The 21980-nt window shown below is 51.1% G+C and carries 21 protein-coding genes, 1 other RNA gene and 1 other annotated feature; of the genes, 11 read left to right on the top strand and 11 right to left on the bottom strand.

The window, feature by feature from the left end; genetic code table 11:
• Positions 1–109: 109 nt before the first annotated feature.
• The 5 genes from recR to HEM79_RS05350 form a co-directional block, all read right to left on the bottom strand.
• Positions 110–715: a recombination mediator RecR gene (recR, locus tag HEM79_RS05370; RefSeq protein ID WP_001195025.1), complete on the bottom strand. Its 606-nt coding sequence runs from the start codon at positions 713–715 to the stop codon at positions 110–112.
• Complete coding sequence (locus HEM79_RS05365) at positions 715–1044, bottom strand: YbaB/EbfC family nucleoid-associated protein (protein WP_001515903.1); 330 nt, start codon at positions 1042–1044, stop codon at positions 715–717. The genes recR and HEM79_RS05365 overlap by 1 nt, the downstream gene beginning before the upstream one ends.
• Positions 1045–1096: 52 nt before the next feature.
• Positions 1097–3028: a DNA polymerase III subunit gamma/tau gene (gene dnaX, locus HEM79_RS05360; RefSeq protein WP_021550354.1), complete on the bottom strand. Its 1932-nt coding sequence runs from the start codon at positions 3026–3028 to the stop codon at positions 1097–1099.
• Positions 1700–1764: a sequence feature (DnaX frameshifting element), on the bottom strand. It overlaps the preceding gene by 65 nt.
• A 118-nt stretch (positions 3029–3146) precedes the next feature.
• Positions 3147–3698 carry an adenine phosphoribosyltransferase gene (apt, locus tag HEM79_RS05355; RefSeq protein ID WP_001515901.1) on the bottom strand — a complete coding sequence of 184 codons (552 nt, stop codon included), beginning with the start codon at positions 3696–3698 and terminating at the stop codon, positions 3147–3149.
• 152 nt (positions 3699–3850) lie between these two features.
• The gene (locus HEM79_RS05350) at positions 3851–4228 is read right to left on the bottom strand and encodes a DUF454 family protein (protein ID WP_001188909.1); all 378 of its coding nucleotides are present in this window, start codon (positions 4226–4228) and stop codon (positions 3851–3853) included.
• Between the two features lie 69 nt (positions 4229–4297).
• Here HEM79_RS05350 and priC point away from each other — a divergent pair, with 69 nt between their 5' ends.
• Both priC and rsmS read left to right on the top strand, forming a co-directional pair.
• The gene (priC, locus tag HEM79_RS05345; RefSeq protein ID WP_176243034.1) at positions 4298–4825 is read left to right on the top strand and encodes a primosomal replication protein N''; all 528 of its coding nucleotides are present in this window, start codon (positions 4298–4300) and stop codon (positions 4823–4825) included.
• A gap of 13 nt (positions 4826–4838) precedes the next feature.
• Positions 4839–5006, top strand: coding sequence for a pleiotropic regulatory protein RsmS (rsmS, locus tag HEM79_RS05340; protein WP_000051150.1), 168 nt, complete (start codon positions 4839–4841; stop codon positions 5004–5006).
• 31 nt (positions 5007–5037) lie between these two features.
• Here the strand turns inward: rsmS and mscK are convergent, their stop codons facing one another.
• Positions 5038–8400 (bottom strand): mechanosensitive channel MscK, encoded by a 3363-nt coding sequence (gene mscK, locus HEM79_RS05335; RefSeq protein ID WP_000177767.1) that lies wholly within the window; start codon positions 8398–8400, stop codon positions 5038–5040.
• A gap of 121 nt (positions 8401–8521) precedes the next feature.
• Complete coding sequence (acrR, locus tag HEM79_RS05330) at positions 8522–9175, bottom strand: multidrug efflux transporter transcriptional repressor AcrR (protein WP_000101734.1); 654 nt, start codon at positions 9173–9175, stop codon at positions 8522–8524.
• A 141-nt stretch (positions 9176–9316) separates the two neighbouring features.
• Here acrR and acrA point away from each other — a divergent pair, with 141 nt between their 5' ends.
• The 7 genes from acrA (at position 9317) to pdeB (ending at position 17876) form a co-directional block, all read left to right on the top strand.
• Positions 9317–10510, top strand: a complete 1194-nt coding sequence (acrA, locus tag HEM79_RS05325) for a multidrug efflux RND transporter periplasmic adaptor subunit AcrA (RefSeq protein ID WP_010347661.1) — start codon at positions 9317–9319, stop codon at positions 10508–10510.
• 22 nt (positions 10511–10532) lie between these two features.
• Complete coding sequence (acrB, locus tag HEM79_RS05320; RefSeq protein WP_016159183.1) at positions 10533–13682, top strand: efflux RND transporter permease AcrB; 3150 nt, start codon at positions 10533–10535, stop codon at positions 13680–13682.
• 554 nt (positions 13683–14236) lie between these two features.
• Positions 14237–14632: an Hha toxicity modulator TomB gene (gene tomB, locus HEM79_RS05315; RefSeq protein WP_000344801.1), complete on the top strand. Its 396-nt coding sequence runs from the start codon at positions 14237–14239 to the stop codon at positions 14630–14632.
• Positions 14633–14636: 4 nt separating this feature from the next.
• The gene (locus HEM79_RS05310) at positions 14637–14855 is read left to right on the top strand and encodes an HHA domain-containing protein (RefSeq protein WP_001280991.1); all 219 of its coding nucleotides are present in this window, start codon (positions 14637–14639) and stop codon (positions 14853–14855) included.
• A 171-nt stretch (positions 14856–15026) separates the two neighbouring features.
• On the top strand, positions 15027–15578 hold the full coding sequence (maa, locus tag HEM79_RS05305) for a maltose O-acetyltransferase (RefSeq protein ID WP_016159184.1): 552 nt from the start codon (positions 15027–15029) through the stop codon (positions 15576–15578).
• Positions 15579–15692: 114 nt separating this feature from the next.
• Positions 15693–16163, top strand: coding sequence for a YlaC family protein (locus HEM79_RS05300; RefSeq protein ID WP_010351650.1), 471 nt, complete (start codon positions 15693–15695; stop codon positions 16161–16163).
• Positions 16164–16325: 162 nt separating this feature from the next.
• Positions 16326–17876 carry a cyclic-guanylate-specific phosphodiesterase PdeB gene (pdeB, locus tag HEM79_RS05295; RefSeq protein ID WP_176243035.1) on the top strand — a complete coding sequence of 517 codons (1551 nt, stop codon included), beginning with the start codon at positions 16326–16328 and terminating at the stop codon, positions 17874–17876.
• Positions 17877–17914: 38 nt separating this feature from the next.
• Here the strand turns inward: pdeB and HEM79_RS05290 are convergent, their stop codons facing one another.
• Together HEM79_RS05290 and ffs are read right to left on the bottom strand one after the other, a co-directional pair.
• Positions 17915–18268, bottom strand: a complete 354-nt coding sequence (locus HEM79_RS05290; protein ID WP_000878148.1) for a DUF1428 domain-containing protein — start codon at positions 18266–18268, stop codon at positions 17915–17917.
• Positions 18269–18386: 118 nt separating this feature from the next.
• An RNA gene (gene ffs, locus HEM79_RS05285) (signal recognition particle sRNA small type) lies at positions 18387–18483 on the bottom strand.
• 162 nt (positions 18484–18645) lie between these two features.
• Here ffs and HEM79_RS05280 point away from each other — a divergent pair.
• The gene (locus HEM79_RS05280) at positions 18646–18957 is read left to right on the top strand and encodes an MGMT family protein (RefSeq protein WP_000409909.1); all 312 of its coding nucleotides are present in this window, start codon (positions 18646–18648) and stop codon (positions 18955–18957) included.
• A 30-nt stretch (positions 18958–18987) separates the two neighbouring features.
• Here HEM79_RS05280 and HEM79_RS05275 read toward each other — a convergent pair whose 3' ends face one another.
• Positions 18988–19560 (bottom strand): YbaY family lipoprotein, encoded by a 573-nt coding sequence (locus HEM79_RS05275; protein ID WP_000779815.1) that lies wholly within the window; start codon positions 19558–19560, stop codon positions 18988–18990.
• Positions 19561–19777: 217 nt separating this feature from the next.
• On the opposite strand from HEM79_RS05275, the gene tesB reads away from it, so the two are divergent.
• Positions 19778–20638 (top strand): acyl-CoA thioesterase II, encoded by an 861-nt coding sequence (tesB, locus tag HEM79_RS05270; protein WP_010351654.1) that lies wholly within the window; start codon positions 19778–19780, stop codon positions 20636–20638.
• Positions 20639–20686: 48 nt separating this feature from the next.
• Here tesB and amtB read toward each other — a convergent pair whose 3' ends face one another.
• The gene (gene amtB / locus HEM79_RS05265) at positions 20687–21973 is read right to left on the bottom strand and encodes an ammonium transporter AmtB (RefSeq protein ID WP_000685029.1); all 1287 of its coding nucleotides are present in this window, start codon (positions 21971–21973) and stop codon (positions 20687–20689) included.
• Between the last annotated feature and the right edge of the window lie 7 nt (positions 21974–21980).

The following is a 21980-nucleotide window of genomic DNA, read 5'->3' as shown; positions in this document are numbered from 1 at the left end:
GTAGGTCTACCTCAATAATGCCATTTTAAGGTTAAAAACAGGATGAGGGAGAGATGGGGACAAGGAGGAATAATTTCAAGCGAGAGCAGGTGATCCTGCTCTCGTTTGCTTAAAAACGAATCTTATGACGCCCGGCAAGTGAGTGCGACAGCGTGGTGCCGTCGACCATTTCCAGTTCGCCGCCAACCGGTACGCCGTGGGCAATACGGCTGGCTTCCACGTCATACTGCGCGCAAAGCTCGGCAATGTAGTTAGCGGTGGCTTCACCTTCGACCGTTGGGTTGGTGGCGAGGATCACTTCGGTGATTTTTTCCTCCGCCAGACGCTGTTCCAGACGATCAAGTCCGATATCATCCGGTCCGATGCCGTCCAGCGGTGACAGGTGTCCCATCAACACAAAATAACGGCCTGAAAACTGCCCCGTCTGCTCAATGGCGTAGATGTCCGCCGGACTCTCCACCACGCAGATTTGACCGTTTTCCTGACGACGCGGGTTTGAACAGATGTTACAGACTTCCTGTTCGGTGAAGGTGCGACAATCGGCGCAGTGGCCGATTTCCGACATCGCCCGGGTGAGCGCCTGCGCCAGACGCATCCCGCCGCTACGATCGCGCTGAAGCAGCGTGAACGCCATACGCTGCGCCGACTTCGGGCCAACGCCCGGCAGACAGCGCAGTGCTTCCATAAGCTGTGTTAACAGCGGGCTGGTTTGCATCAGAACGGCATCTTAAAGCCAGGCGGCAGCTGCATTCCGGAGGAAACAGAGGCCATTTTTTCTTTCTGAGTTTCTTCGATACGACGTGCTGCATCGTTGAATGCCGCAGCCACCAGGTCTTCCAGCATCTCTTTGTCGTCTTCCAGCAGGCTAGGGTCGATCTCTACGCGACGGCAGTTGTGTGCGCCGTTGATGGTCACTTTCACCAGACCTGCGCCGGATTCGCCGGTCACTTCCAGCTTCGCGATTTCTTCCTGCATCTGCTGCATTTTTTCTTGCATCTGCTGGGCCTGCTTCATCAGGTTGCCCAGACCGCCTTTACCAAACATAGGTTTCTCTCTCAATCACGTTAAGGATGACGATCGTAAGCTGTGCTTACGATCAAATGGGGCGGATACTTTCTTCATCCAGCTCCGCATCGAAGAATCGACGCAGGGTCTGAATATTATTATCCGCAATAATGGACTCGCGCGCCTGCGCAAGTTTTTCTTCGTATATCGCCTGACGCCACTCCAGCGGCGTACGCACCGCTGGATTATCATCTTCAACGATAGTCAGTTCAACCGTTGAGCCATTTAACGTACTCAACGCTTCAGCCAGTTTTTGTTGTGCACCGCTGTTATTCAAATGACGCTGAGAGGAGCGCAAATGCAGACACACCGTGTTGCCGTTCTCCTCTTTCCAGGCATTTAACGCCACTTGTTCGACCAGTTTTGGTAGCGAAAGTTGGCTCACCTGTGCTGCCCACGGATCGCGCTCAATGGCTTCTGCCGCCAGCTTCGCCGCCAGCTCTGGCGTTTTTTCATGTTCCAGCGCCTTTTTCAGCGCCTTTGGCGTGGCGACCACTTCTTTTTGTTGCATCACTGGGGTGGTAGCCTTCCAGCGATACGCTTCTTTTTTGGCTGGCGCTTTTTCCAGCGCCGATGGTGCCGGACGCGACTGAACGCGATCGGTAACCGAAGCCAGTCTTTCCAGCGCAGCGTTATTCACCGGCCGCGCGCGGGTAGCGGCTGCCGGTTCACTCTTTTTTGCTTTGGTTGCTCCCTGTGCGCGCTGTAGTTGTTGGCGCGCCGCCAGCACCTGGCTGGTGGTTTCTGAGAGCGGTACGGTCGGTGCCTGCTGCGGCGCTGATTGCGGCTGTGGCGGCACCTGCATTGGCGTCATTACTGCCGTAGGCGCGACTGGCGCAAAGGACTGGCGCGGCACTTCCGGTTCAGGTAGAGGCATACGCGGATGGAACGCCAGCGCGCGCAATAGCGTCATTTCAACGCCCATGCGTCTGTCTGGCGCATACGGTAATTCTTTGCGACCAATCAATAGCGTCTGGTAGTAAAGCTGAATATCTGTTGGCGGTATGGTGCGTGCCAGTTCACGCATCCGCAGCTCAATGGCGGCCATATCATTGCCAAGCGCAGCAGGCGAAAGTTGTACCATCGCAATGCGGTGCAGCAGGCCGAGCATTTCCACCAGCAAGGCTTCCCACTCGATACCACGGGCAGCGGCTTCGTTAATCAGCGCCATTACGCGCTCGCCGTTGGCTTCCACCATCGCTTCTACCAGCGACAGCGCCTGATCGTCGTCGAGCGTACCGAGCATCGAACTGACCGCCTGGGTCGAAACCTGACCATCACCGCTGGCAATCGCCTGGTCAGTCAGACTTAACGCGTCTCGCAGGCTGCCTTCAGCGGCGCGCGCCAGCAGTTGCAGCGCCCGAGGCTCGTGGGCGATATGTTCTTCGTTGAGAATGTGCTCAAGCTGATGACGAATTTGCTCGACATCCAGCGCCTTGAGATGAAATTGCAGACAGCGCGACAAAATCGTCACCGGCAATTTCTGCGGATCGGTGGTTGCCAGCAGAAACTTCACATGCTCTGGTGGCTCTTCAAGGGTTTTTAACAGTGCGTTGAAGCTGTGCCGCGACAGCATATGCACTTCGTCGATCAGATAGACTTTAAAGCGACCGCGCGCTGGCGCGTACTGAACGTTATCCAGCAGGTCGCGGGTATCTTCGACTTTGGTGCGCGAGGCGGCATCGATCTCAATCAGATCAACAAAGCGCCCCTGTTCGATTTCGCGGCAGTTATCGCATACGCCGCACGGCGTCGCGGTAATACCTGTTTCGCAGTTTAGCCCCTTCGCCAGCAGTCGGGCGATAGAGGTTTTTCCGACGCCACGGGTGCCGGAAAAAAGATAAGCATGATGAATACGCCCTAACGACAAGCCGTTCGCCAGTGCGGTCAGCACATGTTCCTGGCCGACGACGTCAGCAAAGGTTTGTGGGCGCCATTTTCGGGCTAAGACCTGATAACTCATTGGCAGGCTCTGAAACGCTGGAAGGTGGATTCACGAAGGGGTAATGCTAACACAGCCCCGTCAGAACGGCGAGGCTGAATGTACATCTTGTGCTGCCCATGGCGCGGGCTGTCGAAAATTAGTGGCCCGGGAACGGGACAAGGCTATAACAGGTAATGCCTTGATTTTCGAGACGCTGTTCACCGCCGAGGTCGAACAGATTAATGATGAATGCAGCGTCAGTGACTTCACCGCCCAGACGACGGATCAGTTTCACAGTCGCCTCAATGGTGCCCCCAGTTGCCAGCAAATCGTCGACTACCAATACTTTGTCACCAGGTTTAATGGCATCAACGTGGATTTCCAGCTTATCGGTGCCGTATTCCAGTTCGTAAGTTTCGCTGATGGTTTCGCGCGGCAGTTTGCCCGGTTTACGTACCGGTACAAAACCTACGCCCAGACCCAATGCTACCGGAGCACCAAACAAGAAGCCACGTGCTTCGGTGCCGACAACTTTGGTAATACCCGCATTTTTGTAACGCTCAACCAGCAGGTCGATGCTGAGAGCGTAAGCTTTCGGGTCTTCCAGTAAGCTGGTGACATCACGGAACAGAATGCCGGGTTTTGGGTAGTCCTGAATGCTTTTGATGCTATTTTTGAGATACTCAAGCTGCTGTGCAGTCGCGGTCATAAGTGTATGCCTGCTTGTTACGGTGGTACTCACGGCGCGTTTTAAACGTATCAAAAGTAACTTTTGTTTAACCTTTGACCGCCTGCGCCTGTGCTCGAAAACGCCAGAATGTACTGGCTGTGCGCGATAATTGCAACAGCGATTGTTGTGCTTCAGTGCTTTTCTTGCTTTTCATCAATCACCGGGATTCGCCACATAAAAATCAGCAAACAAGTGAGGATCACCAGCAACAAAATGCGTACCCACGTCATATGCACAAACCACAGTGAAATAGCAAAAGTCACGAGTATCAATAAAATCGCCCGTGGTTTTGCGCCACGCGGCATTGCATGGTATTTCTGCCAGAAGCGTAAATAGCTACCAAACCATGAGCGATACAGCAGCCAGGCGTGAAAACGCGGGGAAGAGCGGGCAAAGCACCAGGCAGCCAACAGGATAAACGGCGTAGTCGGCAATACCGGTAATACCACGCCCAGCGTACCCAACACTACCGCCAGCCAGCCAATGATGATTAAAATGATTCGTTGCATATTGAGTGTTGTCAGCTTACAGAGTGGCTACTTTAGCATAACAATTATCATTTTCATTGAGGTCTTATCGTGAAAACGACCCTGCTGCTGGAAAAACTGGAAGGCCAGCTCGCCACGCTGCGCCAGCGTTGTGTCCCGGTGGCGCAGTTCAGCACGTTAAGCGCCCGTTTCGACAGGCATCTTTTTCAGACTCGCGCGACAACGTTACAGGCTTGTCTCGATGAGGCGGGCGATAACATGGCTGCGCTTCGTCACGCAGTCGAACAGCAGCAGCTGCCGCAAGTAGCCTGGCTGGCAGAACACCTGGTCGCCCAACTGGAAGCGATTGCCCGTGAAGCGGTATCCTGGTCACTGCGCGAGTGGGACAGCGCGCCACCAAAAATTGCCCGCTGGCAACGAAAAAGGATTCAACATCAGGATTTTGAACGGCGATTACGTGAGATGGTAGCAGAACGTAAAGCCCGTCTGGCGCAGGCAACCGATTTAGTAGAGCAGCAAACGCTGCATCGTGAAGTAGAAGCCTATGAAGCGCGTCTGGTGCGGTGTCGCCATGCGCTGGAAAAAATCGAAAACAGGTTAGCGCGTTTAACCCGCTAACAATGGAGAGAGTATGTCACTGGAAAATGCCCCTGACGATGTCAAGCTGGCCGTCGATTTGATTGTGCTGCTGGAGGAAAATCAGATCCCTGCCAGTACCGTGCTGCGCGCGCTGGATATTGTGAAACGCGATTATGAAAAGAAATTACAGAACGATGATGAGGCTCAAAGCGAAAAATAAATGGGGCGGCTAAATGCCGCCCCTTTCGTTATTACCCTACCGCAGGCGTCGGATCGTCGCCTTTGTAGTCTCGTTTCACTTCCGTCACTTCATCGCCCTTCTCATTATGCAGATGCACTTCAAGTTGGTTAAAGGCAATGTTGATGTCGTTTTCACGGCACAGCTGATCAATGGTACGGTTCAGTTCATCGACAGTACGGCTACGGTCGCGCAGTTCACGAACGTACAGGCGCAGCTCGTGATCCAGGGTGCTGGCACCAAACGCAGTAAAGAAGACTTCCGGCATCGGTTCGTGCATCACCCTTGGATGCTCAGTCGCTGCCTGAAGCAGGACTCTGCGTACTTTTTCCAGATCAGAACCGTAAGCCACACCCAGGCGGATCACCAGACGAGTGGTGGTGTCGGTTAACGACCAGTTGATCAGACGCTCGGTTACGAACGCTTTGTTCGGGATGATCACTTCTTTGCGATCGAAGTCCGTAATAGTCGTTGCACGAATACGGATCTTACTGACCGTTCCGGAGAAAGTACCGATAGTTACCGTATCGCCAATGCGCACCGGACGTTCGAACAGGATGATCAAACCAGAAACGAAGTTACCGAAGATCTCTTGTAAACCAAAACCCAGACCTACAGATAATGCCGCAGCCAGCCACTGGAGTTTATCCCATGACACACCAAGCGACCCAAACACTGTCATCGCACCAACGGCAATGATGATGTAGTTAAGGATGGTGGTAATGGCGTACGACGCGCCCTGGCGCATGTTCAACCGCGAGAGCACCAGCACTTCCAGCAAACCAGGCAGGTTGCGGATCAGCGCCCAGGCAACCATCGATGCGATAATCGCAAACAACAGACTGCCCATAGTGACGCTTTTCACCACCGCAGCCCCGGCTTCAGTGCCGTTGTAATGCCACAGTGTGATGCTGTCGAGATAGCTGAACACGGTGATCAAATCGGACCAAATCGCCCAGAACATCAAACCAAACAGTGCAAACATCAGCAGCATGGTAATACGCAGCGTCTGCTGGTTAACCTGCTCCAGTGCAATAGTGGGTTCTTCCGGCGGTTCGGCGCCTTCAGCACCCTCTTTCACCAGATTCTGCCGACGCGCCAGCGCACGACGCCAGGCGATACGCCGTGCCGCCACGCTTAATCCGCGCAGTACGGTCTGGTACAGCAGGTTCCAGATGATCACCAGATAAACGGTTTCAATCCAACGCCCGGAGAGGCGCAGCGTGGTGTAGAAATAACCCGTAGCGGTCAGCACCATCAGCGCAATCGGGATAATCGACAACACGGTAATAGTGACCAGACGCATGGTGTGCGACTCTTTATCACGCCAGCTTTCGCGGCACATCGGCCACACCAGAAAGGCAATCAGCAGCAGGTTGAAGAAAATCATCGCCTGCCCCAGTACATCATCCATCAGATGCAGTGGGGAGAGTTCTGCCACCACAGACCAGAAATGGATCGGCAGCAACGCGAGGCTGATGCGGACAATTTGCCGACGCCAGTGGCTGGTCTGCTGTTCCGGCATACCAAAGTGACGAACAGCAACGCCATTTTTCTCCAGCACCTTCCAGCACAGACCAAATACCAGCCAAAAAATCGCCAGTTTTTTGCTGAACGACCACAGTAGTTCACTGATGTTGAGCTGCATGGTGAGCAAAATCAAACCGACGGCGAGAATAATCAGACACACCGGCAGCGCGCGGATCAGATCGATAAGGATCGCTTTTGGTGTGTTGAGCTGGCTGTCGTTACGCAGGGAACCTACGGCGGAAGCCAGCTTTTGTTGATACGCTTTCAGCCATCCCAGACGCCAGTGAATCAACCCGGCAATCAACAGCAGCGGTAAACCTGCGAGGAAAGCGATAAAGACGGCAGGCCAGGCTTTTTCCCAGTTCACCGTAATTTTCATCGACTTGAATTCATCCTGCAGCGTTTGTGGGAACGCTTTAATCCAGTCCCAGTCCATCGGGCGGTTACTGTTCACCCAGAAAATCTGCTGGGTCAGGATGGATTTCAGGTTTTTCGATACGCTCATTAACTGTTGCTGGTTGATTTGCAGGTTAATGGCCATCATGAGTTGGTTGCCCAACTGTTTGTTAAGCTGATCCAACAATTCGCGACGCATATCAACTACTTGCAACAATGCGTCACGAACTTCGTCGTTGACTTCATTCGCATGGCCCTCTTCCAGTTTGGCGACATAAGCATCGCTCTGGAAGAGTGCGTCACGCTGCTGGTTCACTTCGAACTGTTCGAGACGCAAATCCGCAATGCGGTTGGTCATATTTTCCAGTTCATCCGCCGAGGGCAGCGTTTGTTGTTGCTGATAAAGAATGCGTGACAGCAGCAGGCTGCCCTTCAGGACAGAAATCTGCTCTTTGATATTGCGTTCCGATTGCAGCGCCCGCTCCAGCCAGTTTTTGACTTTGATGTTTTGCTGCATCAGCAAATTGCCGTTTTCAGTGGCGCTAATCAGACGCTGACTTAACTGCTGGTTAATTTCCAGCTCTTGTTTCACCAGCGGATTAGCCTGAATACGCGCAGCTTCGTCCGGCGTTACCGCTTCCTGCGCCGTTTTTTCAGTTAATGTCAGACGCTTGCTGTTCACCGCCTCCTGCAATAGTTGCAGTTCATGTTCCAGACGAGTGCTGTTCGCCGTCACGTAATCGCGTTGCTTTTGCAGGGTATCCTGTAAGACAGTGTTCCCTTCAAGGCTTTTACGTTGCTGGTCAATCTCGGCATTCAACAAAGCCTGCTGCGCCTGCATCAGCACTTTCTGGCTGGGACGTAAGGCTGTCTCACCGACTTCCGTGCCATCCAGGCGGCTGCGAATTTGTTGCAGCTGCTGTGAGGCGGTATACATCGCATTTTGCACGCGCTCAGGCTGCGTCTGTAAAGAAACTAACTGGCTGTTATAAGACGCCAGATCGTTTTGTGCGTTTTGCAAATCGTCCAGCGCCTGGGCAACGCGAGTTTCCAGTTGGCGCAACGAAAGCGTGCTCAGAATTTTGCGCGTTTCGTCGTCGTTGTCCACATCGCTAAGTGCGGTTAACGCTGCGGTCGCCTGGCGCATTTTTTCTGGCGCTTCAGCCACTTTTTGTCGTAACTGAACCGTCTCTTCTTTTACTCGGTCGATTTTATCGAGAGTGGCTAATGTGTCTGTCAGATCCTGCTGAATCAGTTTGTCCTGAGCAGAAAGATCTTTTTGTTTATTAAGCGAGTCAAGTTGTGCCTGTAGATCCGCTTTCGTCGGTAGATCACCATTCGATGACGCCCGCGCAAAGGCCGTGTTCTGGCATAACAAGACCAAAACAAAAGCAATAAATGCTGAAAAAACAAAATGCCGTGATCGTTTGTAATACTGGAACATAGTCATGATGAATGAAGGTTTCTGAACCTGAAGAACGACCTGAAATAGTCAAGCGGCTAGAATAGCACGGCGTAGAGAGCCAGAATAGCAACAGCGAAAATGTCCAGGAAAAATCCTGGAGTCTGGTTCAGGATTTTTCGTTGGTGGCCGGTGTACGAAGCGTAGGGCAAAGAAGATACATTTCCAGCAATATGGCAACGTAATCGCGCGCTTCTTTTTTGAGATCAAAAGATTGTGGGGCAAAGAGCCAATTTTCCATTAAGCCGGAAATATAGCCGCGCATAATAATTGCTGCGCGACGCGTCATTAAATCTGCTGGCAACATTTTCGCTTCAATACAATGTCTTAACGTTTGTTCTATACGGTCATAACTTTCCAGACAGAGATTACGTTGTGCCTGTTGAACAACAGCCATTTCCCCGACAAATTCGCATTTGTGGAAAATAATCTCCATCAATAATCGACGCCGCTCTTCTGTCACCGTCGATTCAAGAACATGAATTAGTATTTCTCTTAATACTGAGAGTGGATCGTCAGGGAATTTTGCCTGATACTCAAGCTCTAGTTCACCAATATTGGATTCTGACAGCTCCCAGATCTCACTGAACAAATCCGACTTATCTTTAAAATGCCAGTAGATTGCACCACGCGTAACGCCAGCTGCTTTTGCAATCTCTCCCAGTGAGGTGGATGATACCCCCTGCTGTGAGAAAAGACGTAAAGCCACATCGAGGATGTGTTGGCGCGTTTCTTGCGCTTCTTGTTTGGTTTTTCGTGCCATATGTTCGTGAATTTACAGGCGTTAGATTTACATACATTTATGAATGTATGTACCATAGCACGACGATAATATAAACGCAGCAATGGGTTTATCGACTTTTGACCATTGACCAATTTGAAATCGGACACTCGAGGTTTACATATGAACAAAAACAGAGGGTTTACGCCTCTGGCGATCGTTCTGATGCTCTCAGGCAGCTTAGCGCTTACAGGATGTGACGACAAACAGGCCCAACAAGGTGGCCAGCAGATGCCCGCTGTTGGGGTAGTAACAGTCAAAACTGAACCTCTGCAGATCACAACCGAGCTTCCGGGTCGCACCAGTGCCTACCGGATCGCAGAAGTTCGTCCTCAAGTTAGCGGGATTATCCTGAAGCGTAATTTCAAAGAAGGTAGCGACATCGAAGCAGGTGTCTCTCTCTATCAGATTGATCCTGCGACCTATCAGGCGGCGTACGACAGTGCAAAAGGCGATCTGGCTAAAGCGCAGGCAGCAGCCAATATCGCGCAATTGACTGTTAATCGTTACCAGAAGCTGCTGGGTACTCAGTACATCAGTAAGCAAGAGTACGATCAGGCGCTGGCTGATGCGCAACAGGCAAATGCGGCTGTCACTGCGGCGAAAGCGGCTGTTGAAACCGCTCGCATCAATCTGGCTTACACCAAAGTCACCTCTCCGATTACCGGCCGTATTGGTAAATCGAACGTGACGGAAGGCGCATTGGTGCAAAACGGTCAGGCAACTGCGCTGGCGACCGTGCAGCAACTGGATCCGATCTACGTTGATGTTACTCAGTCCAGTAACGATTTCCTGCGTCTGAAACAAGAACTCGCCAACGGCACACTGAAGCAAGAGAACGGTAAAGCCAAAGTGTCGCTGATCACCAGTGACGGCATTAAGTTCCCGCAGGACGGTACGCTGGAGTTCTCTGACGTTACCGTTGATCAGACCACTGGTTCTATCACTTTACGCGCTATCTTCCCGAACCCGGATCACACCCTGCTGCCGGGTATGTTCGTGCGCGCACGTCTGGAAGAAGGGCTTAATCCAACCGCCATTTTAGTTCCGCAACAAGGTGTAACTCGTACACCACGCGGCGAAGCTACCGTACTGGTCGTTGGCGCGGATGACAAAGTGGAAACTCGTCCGATCGTCGCAAGCCAGGCCATTGGCGATAAGTGGCTGGTGACTGAAGGTCTGAAAGCAGGCGAACGAGTAGTAGTAAGTGGGCTGCAGAAAGTGCGTCCTGGTGTCCAGGTGAAAGCACAAGAGATAACCGCTGATAACAACCAGCAAGACGCAAGCGGTGCTCAGCCTGAACAGTCCAAGTCTTAACTTAAACAGGAGCCGTTAAGACATGCCTAATTTCTTTATTGATCGCCCGATTTTTGCGTGGGTGATCGCCATCATCATCATGTTGGCAGGGGGGCTGGCGATCCTCAAACTGCCGGTGGCGCAATATCCTACGATTGCACCGCCGGCAGTAACGATCTCCGCTTCCTATCCTGGCGCTGATGCAAAAACAGTGCAGGATACTGTTACACAGGTTATCGAACAGAATATGAACGGTATCGATAACCTGATGTACATGTCCTCCAACAGTGACTCCACGGGTACTGTGCAGATCACCCTGACCTTCGAGTCTGGTACTGATGCGGATATTGCTCAGGTTCAGGTGCAGAACAAACTGCAACTGGCGATGCCATTACTGCCGCAGGAAGTACAGCAGCAAGGGGTGAGCGTTGAGAAATCTTCCAGTAGCTTCCTGATGGTTGTCGGCGTTATCAACACCGATGGCTCCATGACGCAGGAGGATATCTCCGACTATGTAGCGGCGAATATGAAAGATGCCATCAGCCGTACATCAGGCGTCGGTGACGTTCAGCTGTTCGGTTCACAGTATGCAATGCGTATCTGGATGAACCCGAATGAGCTGAACAAATACCAGTTAACGCCGGTTGATGTCATTACCGCTATCAAAGCACAGAACGCCCAGGTCGCAGCCGGTCAGCTCGGTGGTACGCCGCCGGTGAAAGGCCAGCAGCTTAACGCCTCTATTATTGCTCAGACGCGTCTGACCTCCACTGAAGAGTTCGGCAAAATTCTGCTGAAAGTGAATCAGGACGGTTCCCGCGTACTGCTGCGTGATGTGGCGAAAATTGAGCTGGGTGGTGAGAACTACGACATCATCGCAGAGTTTAACGGACAACCCGCTTCTGGTCTGGGTATCAAACTGGCGACCGGTGCGAACGCGCTGGATACGGCTGCGGCTATCCGTGCTGAACTGGCGAAGATGGAACCGTTCTTCCCGTCAGGTCTGAAAATCGTTTACCCGTACGACACCACGCCATTCGTGAAAATCTCCATTCACGAAGTGGTTAAAACGCTGGTTGAAGCGATCATCCTCGTGTTCCTGGTAATGTATCTGTTCTTGCAGAACTTCCGCGCGACGTTGATTCCAACCATTGCCGTACCGGTGGTATTGCTGGGAACCTTTGCGGTCCTTGCTGCCTTTGGCTTCTCGATAAACACGCTAACGATGTTCGGGATGGTGCTCGCTATCGGCCTGTTGGTGGATGACGCCATCGTTGTCGTAGAAAACGTGGAACGTGTGATGGCGGAAGAAGGTTTGCCGCCGAAAGAAGCCACTCGTAAATCGATGGGGCAGATTCAGGGCGCGCTGGTTGGTATCGCGATGGTGCTCTCTGCGGTATTCGTACCGATGGCCTTCTTCGGCGGTTCGACTGGTGCAATCTATCGTCAGTTCTCCATTACCATTGTTTCGGCAATGGCACTGTCAGTACTGGTGGCGTTGATCCTGACTCCGGCGCTTTGTGCGACCATGCTGAAACCTATCGCTAAAGGCGATCACGGTGAAGGCAAAAAAGGCTTCTTTGGCTGGTTTAACCGCATGTTCGAGAAGAGCACGCACCACTACACCGACAGCGTTGGCGGTATTCTGCGCAGTACGGGGCGTTATCTGGTGCTGTATCTGATCATCGTGGTCGGCATGGCCTATCTGTTCGTGCGTCTGCCAAGCTCCTTCTTGCCGGATGAAGACCAGGGTGTATTTATGACCATGGTTCAACTGCCAGCAGGTGCTACGCAGGAACGCACGCAGAAAGTGCTCAATGAGGTGACGGATTACTATCTGACCAAAGAAAAGAACAACGTTGAATCGGTGTTCGCCGTTAACGGCTTCGGCTTTGCGGGACGTGGTCAGAACACAGGTATTGCGTTCGTTTCGTTGAAGGACTGGGCTGACCGTCCGGGTGATGAGAACAAAGTTGAAGCAATTACCACGCGTGCAACGCGCGCCTTCTCGCAGATTAAAGATGCGATGGTGTTCGCCTTTAACCTGCCTGCGATTGTGGAACTGGGTACGGCAACCGGTTTTGACTTTGAGTTGATTGACCAGGCCGGCCTCGGTCACGAAAAACTGACCCAGGCACGTAACCAGTTGCTGGGCGAAGCAGCGAAACATCCTGATCTGCTGACCAGCGTGCGTCCAAACGGTCTGGAAGACACGCCGCAGTTTAAGATTGACATCGACCAGGAAAAAGCTCAGGCGCTGGGTGTTTCTATCAACGACATTAACACCACTCTGGGTGCTGCATGGGGCGGCAGCTACGTGAACGACTTTATCGACCGTGGTCGCGTGAAGAAAGTTTATGTGATGTCAGAAGCGAAATACCGCATGTTGCCGGAAGATATCGGTAACTGGTATGTCCGTGCTGCTAATGGTCAGATGGTGCCATTCTCGGCGTTCTCCTCTTCCCGTTGGGAATACGGTTCGCCACGTCTGGAACGTTACAACGGTCTGCCATCCATGGAGATCTTAGGTCAGGCGGCACCGGGTAAGAGTACCGGTGAAGCGATGGCGTTGATGGAACAACTGGCGAGCAAACTGCCTACGGGGGTTGGCTACGACTGGACGGGGATGTCCTATCAGGAACGCCTCTCCGGCAACCAGGCGCCTTCGCTGTACGCAATTTCGTTGATTGTGGTGTTCCTGTGTCTGGCGGCGCTGTATGAGAGCTGGTCGATTCCGTTCTCCGTTATGCTGGTTGTTCCGCTGGGGGTTATCGGTGCGTTGCTGGCAGCCACCTTCCGTGGCTTAACCAATGACGTATACTTCCAGGTGGGCCTGCTTACAACCATTGGGTTGTCGGCGAAGAACGCGATACTTATCGTCGAATTCGCCAAAGACTTGATGGATAAAGAAGGTAAAGGTCTGATTGAAGCAACTCTGGACGCAGTGCGTATGCGTTTACGCCCAATCCTGATGACCTCACTGGCGTTTATCCTCGGTGTTATGCCGTTGGTTATCAGCACTGGTGCTGGTTCCGGCGCACAAAACGCAGTAGGGACCGGCGTAATGGGCGGGATGGTAACGGCAACAGTACTGGCAATCTTCTTCGTTCCGGTGTTCTTTGTGGTGGTTCGCCGCCGCTTTAGTCGCAAGAATGAAGATATCGAACATAACCATACTGTCGATCATCATTGATAGATCTCGTAATCACTAAGGCCGCGCAAGCGGCCTTTTTAATACGTATAATCTTAAAATAACAATGTTTACAGCTAAGCTCGCAAACGGAAGTTAGTTTTAACGCTACATAAAATTCATAAAAAATGCTTATTGTTAGTTAATTTATATTAAGTGGTAGCAATAGGTATAATAACCCATAGACATCTAGAGGCTATTCTTAATTATTTGCGGCAATCCTTTATTTATTCATATCAATTACATCATAATCAGAGTAATCCTGGGTATTAGTGTGACAAATTCCCGTCGCATTTTATCACCCCCGACGCAAGGATCCTGATTACGTTATGAATAGCATCAAACAAACTGCTTTAGCCTTTACGTGGTTGATGCAGGGTGAAAAAGAAGCCTTTTCCCTCTCCTCCCACTAATTGTAATTTTTCGTAATAATGCGATGAAAACCTTCGTAGAGTGGATTATAGTTAATCTAACAACTGTGAGGGCAAGTCCAGGTCAGTAGGTTTTCCCACCCCGAAAGGTGTCCGTTAGTTCAACCACTAAGAAGGGGACGCGTTATGGATGAATACTCACCAAAAAGACATGATATTGCACAGCTTAAATTTCTCTGCGAAACCCTGTATCATGACTGTCTTGCAAACCTTGAAGAAAGCAATCATGGTTGGGTTAACGACCCTACCTCGGCTATCAATCTGCAGCTTAATGAACTCATTGAGCATATTGCGACCTTCGCACTTAATTACAAAATTAAGTATAATGAAGACAATAAGCTCATTGAGCAGATAGATGAATATCTGGACGACACCTTTATGTTGTTCAGTAGTTATGGTATTAATATGCAGGATCTCCAGAAATGGCGGAAGTCAGGTAACCGACTGTTCCGTTGTTTTGTGAACGCCACTAAAGAGAATCCTGCGAGTTTATCTTGTTCTAATTATTACAACCATGGGTAGAAGTATGTCCGATAAGCCTTTAACGAAAACCGATTATTTGATGCGTTTGCGTCGTTGTCAGACAATTGACACGCTGGAACGTGTTATCGAGAAAAATAAATACGAATTATCAGATAATGAACTGGCGGTATTTTACTCAGCCGCAGATCACCGTCTTGCAGAATTGACCATGAATAAGCTTTACGACAAGATCCCTTCCTCGGTGTGGAAATTTATTCGATAATTAAACAGTATAAATCCTGCACTATAACCATCTGTTTATTAGACATATTTTATTTTTACTATGACGACATGCCGCGTGTGACCTCCGTCACACAGAGGTAACGGGAACGTTCTCATCACTGACATTTCGTATTACTGTGTTGCCCCAATTCCAGCAACCGGGTCGTCAGTAATGAGCACAGAAAAAGAAAAGATGATTGCTGGTGAGTTGTATCGCTCGGCAGATGAGACTTTATCTCGCGATCGCCTGCGCGCTCGTCAGCTTATTCACCAATACAATCATTCCTTGCCGGAAGATCAATCATTACGCCAACAAATCCTCACCGATTTACTCGGTCAGGTTGCGGATGCGTATATTGAGCCCTCCTTTCGCTGCGACTATGGCTATAACATTTTTCTCGGTAAAGGGTTTTACGCGAACTTCGATTGCGTGATGCTTGATGTCTGCCCTATTCGTATCGGCGATAATTGTATGCTGGCGCCTGGCGTCCATATTTATACCGCAACCCATCCTGTCGATCCCGTAGCACGTAATAGCGGTGCTGAACTAGGGAAACCGGTGACTATCGGTAACAACGTCTGGATTGGTGGTCGTGCCATCATTAACCCGGGCGTTACTATTGGCGATAACGTCGTAGTGGCATCAGGAGCCGTCGTCACCAAAGATGTTCCTGATAATGTTGTCGTAGGCGGTAACCCGGCCAGAGTCATTAAAAAACTGTAACTACAATTTGCAACTGTTATGCAAAATTGTAGTTAATCTGTTACTTTTCTCATATCATTCCCACGTTAAAATAGGGTGTTCCCTGGAGAGTTGCAGATACCACGAAGGCAAAAGATGACCGAAATACAACGCCTGCTGACCGAAACAATTGAATCTCTGAATACGCGCGAAAAACGCGACAACAAGCCCCGCTTTAGTATCAGTTTTATCCGCAAACATCCGGGGCTGTTTATTGGCATGTATGTTGCCTTTTTTGCCACGCTGGCAGTGATGTTGCAGTCCGAAACGCTGTCAGGTTCAGTCTGGCTCCTGGTAGTGTTATTCATCCTGCTCAACGGTTTCTTCTTTTTTGATGTCTACCCACGCTACCGCTACGAAGATATCGACGTACTGGATTTCCGCGTTTGCTATAACGGCGAATGGTATAACACGCGCTTTGTCCCTGCTGCGCTGGTTGAAACCATACTGAACTCGCCGCGTGTCGCGAATATCCACAAAGAACAGTTGCAAAAAATGATCGCCCGTAAAGGTGAGCTGTCTTTTTACGATATTTTCACCCTGGCTCGCGCCGAATCAACATCTTAAGTCAGGATTTCACACCAGGCGTAAGCTCTGCGCCTGGTCAATTGACAACGATCGTTGCCACCCATCATTTCATGAAATACTGACCTTACCCACTTATCTCCTGCCAGCCTTTTTTCACAATCAGATATACTTTCCCTACACTGTGTTAATAAGGACATGCTGGTGAGAACACGACATCTGGTAGGCCTGATTTCGGGAGTACTGATTCTTTCAGTACTGCTGCCTGTCGGCTTAAGCATCTGGCTGGCCCATCAGCAGGTAGAAACGTCGTTTGTTGAAGAGCTGAATACCTATTCCTCCCGCGTCGCTATTCGGGCCAATAAAGTGGCGACGCAAGGGAAAGATGCACTACAAGAGCTGGAAAGATGGCAAGGCGGAGCCTGTAGTGAAGAGCATCTCATGGAAATGCGCCGGGTTTCATACAGCTATCGCTATATTCAGGAAGTGGTTTATATCGATAACAACGTTCCCCAATGCTCTTCTCTGGAACATGAAAGCCCACCGGATACCTTCCCGGAGCCGGGGAAGATTTCAAAAGATGGTTATCGGGTCTGGTTAACCTCACACAATGACTTAGGTATTACCCGTTACATGGTTGCTATGGGAACCGCACATTATGTAGTGATGATCGACCCCGCTTCTTTTATCGACGTGATTCCTTATAGCTCATGGCAAATTGATGCCGCTATTATTGGCAATGCCCATAATATAGTCATAACCAGCAGCGACGAAATTGCCCGGGGTATTATTACCCAACTGCAAAAAACCCCCGGTGAGCATATCGAAAATAATGGGATCATTTACGATATTCTGCCCTTCCCGGAGATGAATATTTCCATCATCACCTGGGCTTCAACGAAAATGTTGCAAAAAGGCTGGCATCGGCAGGTCTTTATCTGGTTGCCTGTAGGGTTGTTAATTGGCCTGCTGGCAGCAATGTTTGTGTTGCGCATTTTGCGCCGTATCCAGTCTCCGCATCATCGCCTGCAGGATGCCATCGAAAATCGTGATATTTGCGTGCACTATCAGCCGATTGTCTCCTTAGCCAATGGCAAAATTGTCGGAGCTGAAGCACTGGCGCGCTGGCCGCAGACAGACGGTAGTTGGTTGTCGCCAGATAGTTTTATTCCGCTGGCACAGCAAACGGGTCTTTCTGAGCCACTGACGCTGCTGATTATAAGAAACGTGTTTGAAGATATGGGCGACTGGCTGCGACAGCACCCGGAACAACATATTTCCATCAATCTTGAATCCACCGTGCTCGCCTCGGAAAAAATTCCGCAACTGCTGCGAGATATGATCAATCACTACCAGGTTAACCCCAAACAGATCGCTCTTGAACTCACTGAACGTGAGTTTGCCGATCCGAAAACCAGCGCCCCGATTATTTCTCGCTACCGGGAGGTGGGCCATGAAATTTATCTCGATGATTTTGGTACGGGATATTCAAGTTTAAGTTATTTACAGGATCTGGATGTCGATATTCTGAAGATCGATAAATCCTTCGTTGATGCGCTGGAATATAAAAACGTCACACCGCATATCATCGAAATGGCAAAAACGTTGAAACTGAAAATGGTGGCGGAAGGGATCGAAACGGGTAAACAGGAAGAGTGGCTACGTCAGCATGGCGTGCATTACGGTCAGGGTTGGCTGTACAGCAAAGCGTTGCCAAAAGAAGATTTCATACGCTGGGCAGAATACCATCTGTAAATTTTGGGGGCTGGCGGCACGCCGCACAGCCCGTCACGCTACTCGTCGATGATTGACTCAAACCCGCCGTAAATCATCCGTTTGCCATCAAACGGCATTGATTCGCCGAACTCTTTCATTCGTGGGTCAGACATCATTTTTTGATTGGCAGCGTCGCGGACCTCTTTTGAAGGATATTCAATCCAGCTAAACACCACTTCCTCATTCTCTTCCGCTTTCACTGCCATGCGAAAATCGGTCACTTTGCCGTCAGGCACATCGCTGGCCCAACATTCAACAATGCGAAGCGCGCCAAACTCTTTAAACAGTGGCGCGGCCTTTGCGGCCATTTCTCGATAGGCATCTTTATTTTCGGCAGGAACAGCAACCACAAAACCATCAACATACTTCATCAGAAATACCTCCGAAGCGTACTGCGCAGCCAGACAATTCTTGCGGCGTCAGTCGTGGTTAAAGTTTAGCCATATTAGGATTTTTTGACGAAACGGCGGGAGCAGAAATGGGTGGGGGCCCTGCCAGCTACATCCCGGCACACGCGTCATCTGCCTTGGCTGCTTCCTTCCGGACCTGACCTGGTAAACAGAGTAGCGTTGCGGGAGAACCAACAGAGCCCCCATTGAGAGCGTTGAGAACCAACGCGCAGGCGCATTATCACTGCTGCCCCTGCTAATTGCAACCCATTGCGTGCCGGATGCTGGTTTCTTGCGCAATGCGGCTTCACTCTGGCGTTTTTCCAGATTATGCTGAAAAATCACCTCAGGAAGAAAAGATGGAAAAAGAAGATTCATTTCCCCAACGCGTCTGGCAAATCGTCGCCGCTATTCCCGAAGGCTACGTCACCACTTACGGCGATGTCGCGAAACTGGCGGGATCACCCCGCGCCGCACGCCAGGTCGGTGGAGTATTAAAGCGTCTACCCGAAGGCAGCACTCTCCCCTGGCATCGGGTGGTTAATCGTCACGGCACAATCTCGTTAACCGGTCCGGATTTGCAGCGTCAACGGCAGGCATTACTGGCAGAAGGAGTGATGGTATCGGGAAGCGGGCAAATCGACTTACAGCGTTATCGCTGGGACTATTAACCCTCTCCAGGCGGAGAGGGTTAATGGCGCTTAGTATTGCGTAGGGGCTGGAACTGCCGAAGACGGATTCACCTGAGTTGGTGAAGTCGAAGGTACGGTAGTCGTCGCACCACCGCTGGCCTGAACCGGCACGGCGGTTTGCTGAACCGGCACTAATGTCAGGTCAGCTTTGGTTCCGCCCTGATTGATCACCGGTTGAACGGTATCGGTGATAAACACCAGTTTGTCGTTCACGGTAACCGCCGCACTCAACAGGATACGTGCGTTCGGTTGAACGTCTGCCGGGTTAAATGGCAGAACAAAACTGAACGGTGACTGTTTACCTTCGGTACGTACTGCTTTCTGCGCCAGAACTTTAGAAGGCGCATCAGCTAACGACGCGTCAGAAAGTGTCACGGTCAGCACGGCATCAGGCGGCAGTGCGACTTTCTGACGGATCCAGACCGTACCGGAAACATTCGGTTGTTGTATAGCAGGTTGCTGTGTCGCTGCAATAGACGTATTTGCAGCCGGTGCTGGCGTCTGGATATCCGCGCTTTTATCCGCGCAAGCCGCCAACGCAATCGCAACCGCTAAACCACTGGCCATGTGCACGAGTTTCATTCACTTCTCCTTATTATCAATGCACCAGCGGGCTAACTTTCCTCGCCGGAAGAGTGGTTAACAAAATAGTAACGTCAATAAGTGTGGCACATGTCACGTATTAACGCCTGCATTTAGCCCGTAATTCAGACCATTGCACCCATCGGACCAGTACCAAAATTGCGTTATACTCAACTCACTTTGGCTTGCTGCGGCAGCTTTGTTACTGGAGAGTTATATGAGTCAGGCGCTAAAAAATTTACTGACATTGTTAAATCTGGAAAAAATTGAGGAAGGACTCTTTCGCGGCCAGAGTGAAGATTTAGGTTTACGCCAGGTCTTTGGTGGCCAGGTTGTGGGTCAGGCCTTGTATGCTGCAAAAGAAACTGTCCCTGAAGAGCGTCTGGTACATTCGTTTCACAGCTACTTTCTTCGCCCAGGCGATAGTAAAAAGCCGATTATTTATGATGTTGAAACGCTGCGTGACGGTAACAGCTTCAGCGCCCGTCGGGTTGCTGCTATTCAAAACGGTAAACCGATTTTTTATATGACGGCCTCTTTCCAGGCACCAGAGACCGGATTCGAGCACCAAAAAGCAATGCCGCCCGCACCAGCACCTGATGGCCTGCCTTCAGAAACGCAAATCGCCCAATCGCTGGCGCACCTGCTGCCGCCAGTGTTGAAAGATAAATTCATCTGCGATCGTCCGCTGGAAGTCCGTCCGGTGGAGTTTCATAACCCACTGAAAGGTCACGTCGCAGAACCGCATCGTCAGGTATGGATCCGCGCAAATGGTAGCGTGCCAGATGATCTGCGCGTTCATCAGTACTTACTCGGTTACGCTTCTGATCTTAACTTCCTGCCCGTTGCCCTACAGCCGCACGGCATCGGTTTTCTCGAACCGGGGATTCAGATTGCCACCATAGACCATTCCATGTGGTTCCATCGTCCGTTTAATTTGAACGAATGGCTGTTGTATAGCGTGGAGAGCACGTCGGCGTCCAGCGCCCGTGGATTTGTGCGCGGTGAGTTTTATACCCAGGATGGCGTGCTGGTTGCCTCGACCGTTCAGGAAGGGGTAATGCGTAATCACAATTAAAAAAACAGCCGGAGGTGAAAACCGTCCGGCTATTTTTTGCAGTGCTTGTTACGCGTTATAAGCATTTTCACCGTGGCTGTTGACGTCCAGTCCTTCGCGCTCTTGTTCTTCCGGCACACGCAGTCCAACCGTCAGATCCGCCAGTTTGTAGCCAATAAATGCCACCACACCGGACCAGACGATCGTAATGGCGATGCTTTCCAGCTGTACCAGCAACTGATGGCCCATCGTCACACCTTCGGCGAAGCCCACACCACCCAGCGAACTGGCGGCAAAAATTCCGGTCATGATACAGCCGACAATGCCACAAACACCGTGTACCCCAAAGACATCGCAAGGATCATCGACCCGCAGCAGGCGTTTGAGCATGGTAACGCCCCACAAGCCCGCCAGACCGGCTACCACGCCGATAATTAACGCGCCGCCAACACCAATGTAGCCACAGGCAGGCGTCACGCCGACCAGACCGGCAATCGCGCCAGAACACGCCCCCAGCAGTGAAGGCTTACCGCGCAGCGCCCATTCACCGAAGATCCAGCCAAGAATTGCCGCCGCCGTTGCGACCACTGTATTCACAAATGCCAGTGCCGCGATTTCATTCGCCGTGCCCGCTGACCCGGCGTTAAAGCCAAACCAACCGATATAGAGAATGGCAGTACCGGTAAAGACCATCGGCAGGTTGTGCGGTTTAAACGCCTCTTTGCCGAAGCCCACGCGTTTGCCTATCAGATACGCGCCCACCAGACCGGCAATTGCGGCGTTAATGTGCACCACCGTACCACCCGCGAAATCCAGTGCACCGTGAGAAGCCAGCAAACCGCCGCCCCAGACCATATGCGCAATCGGAATGTAGGAAAGCGTCAGCCACACCACCACGAAAATTAACACCGCAGAGAAACGAATCCGTTCCGCCAGCGCCCCAACGATCAAGCCGACGGTAATGCAGGCAAACGATCCCTGAAACGCCACGTGGATATACTGATAAATACTGCCCATCACCGCCGTCAGTTCGATGTTTTTCAGCATCAACCAGTTAATATTGCCAAAGAAGTTGTTGCCCTCACCAAACGCCAGCGAGTAGCCGTAAACCACCCAGAGAATACAGACCAGTGCAAACGTCACCGTCACCTGCGTTAGCATCGACAGCACGTTTTTGCCGCGAATCAACCCACCATAAAACAGGGCAATCCCCGGAATAGTCATAAACAGCACCAGCGCAGTACAAATCATCATAAACGCATTGTCGGCTTTATCGGCCACCGCAGGTGCAGCCATTACCAGTCCCGGCAGCATCGCCAGTGAAGCAAGCCCAGTTTTTATCGTCGCTATCTTCATTTTTCGT

The organism is Escherichia sp. 93.0816 (assembly GCF_013368855.2).
Lineage (GTDB): Bacteria > Pseudomonadota > Gammaproteobacteria > Enterobacterales > Enterobacteriaceae > Escherichia > Escherichia ruysiae.
Note: the sequence above shows the minus strand (reverse complement) of the source record. Positions and strands in the feature narration are given on the sequence as shown.

What these genes read in the sequence shown, in the direction of transcription:
- dnaX (WP_021550354.1), bottom strand. Translation starts at nt 3,028, where the DNA reads ATGAGTTATCAGGTCTTAGCCCGAAAATGGCGCCCACAAACCTTTGCT.
- tomB (WP_000344801.1), top strand. Translation starts at nt 14,237, where the DNA reads ATGGATGAATACTCACCAAAAAGACATGATATTGCACAGCTTAAATTT.
- maa (WP_016159184.1), top strand. Translation starts at nt 15,027, where the DNA reads ATGAGCACAGAAAAAGAAAAGATGATTGCTGGTGAGTTGTATCGCTCG.
- HEM79_RS05280 (WP_000409909.1), top strand. Translation starts at nt 18,646, where the DNA reads ATGGAAAAAGAAGATTCATTTCCCCAACGCGTCTGGCAAATCGTCGCC.
- HEM79_RS05275 (WP_000779815.1), bottom strand. Translation starts at nt 19,560, where the DNA reads ATGAAACTCGTGCACATGGCCAGTGGTTTAGCGGTTGCGATTGCGTTG.
- HEM79_RS05290 (WP_000878148.1), bottom strand. Translation starts at nt 18,268, where the DNA reads ATGAAGTATGTTGATGGTTTTGTGGTTGCTGTTCCTGCCGAAAATAAA.
- tesB (WP_010351654.1), top strand. Translation starts at nt 19,778, where the DNA reads ATGAGTCAGGCGCTAAAAAATTTACTGACATTGTTAAATCTGGAAAAA.
- recR (WP_001195025.1), bottom strand. Translation starts at nt 715, where the DNA reads ATGCAAACCAGCCCGCTGTTAACACAGCTTATGGAAGCACTGCGCTGT.
- amtB (WP_000685029.1), bottom strand. Translation starts at nt 21,973, where the DNA reads ATGAAGATAGCGACGATAAAAACTGGGCTTGCTTCACTGGCGATGCTG.
- mscK (WP_000177767.1), bottom strand. Translation starts at nt 8,400, where the DNA reads ATGACTATGTTCCAGTATTACAAACGATCACGGCATTTTGTTTTTTCA.
- HEM79_RS05350 (WP_001188909.1), bottom strand. Translation starts at nt 4,228, where the DNA reads ATGCAACGAATCATTTTAATCATCATTGGCTGGCTGGCGGTAGTGTTG.
- rsmS (WP_000051150.1), top strand. Translation starts at nt 4,839, where the DNA reads ATGTCACTGGAAAATGCCCCTGACGATGTCAAGCTGGCCGTCGATTTG.
- acrA (WP_010347661.1), top strand. Translation starts at nt 9,317, where the DNA reads ATGAACAAAAACAGAGGGTTTACGCCTCTGGCGATCGTTCTGATGCTC.
- HEM79_RS05365 (WP_001515903.1), bottom strand. Translation starts at nt 1,044, where the DNA reads ATGTTTGGTAAAGGCGGTCTGGGCAACCTGATGAAGCAGGCCCAGCAG.
- acrB (WP_016159183.1), top strand. Translation starts at nt 10,533, where the DNA reads ATGCCTAATTTCTTTATTGATCGCCCGATTTTTGCGTGGGTGATCGCC.
- apt (WP_001515901.1), bottom strand. Translation starts at nt 3,698, where the DNA reads ATGACCGCGACTGCACAGCAGCTTGAGTATCTCAAAAATAGCATCAAA.
- HEM79_RS05300 (WP_010351650.1), top strand. Translation starts at nt 15,693, where the DNA reads ATGACCGAAATACAACGCCTGCTGACCGAAACAATTGAATCTCTGAAT.
- acrR (WP_000101734.1), bottom strand. Translation starts at nt 9,175, where the DNA reads ATGGCACGAAAAACCAAACAAGAAGCGCAAGAAACGCGCCAACACATC.
- HEM79_RS05310 (WP_001280991.1), top strand. Translation starts at nt 14,637, where the DNA reads ATGTCCGATAAGCCTTTAACGAAAACCGATTATTTGATGCGTTTGCGT.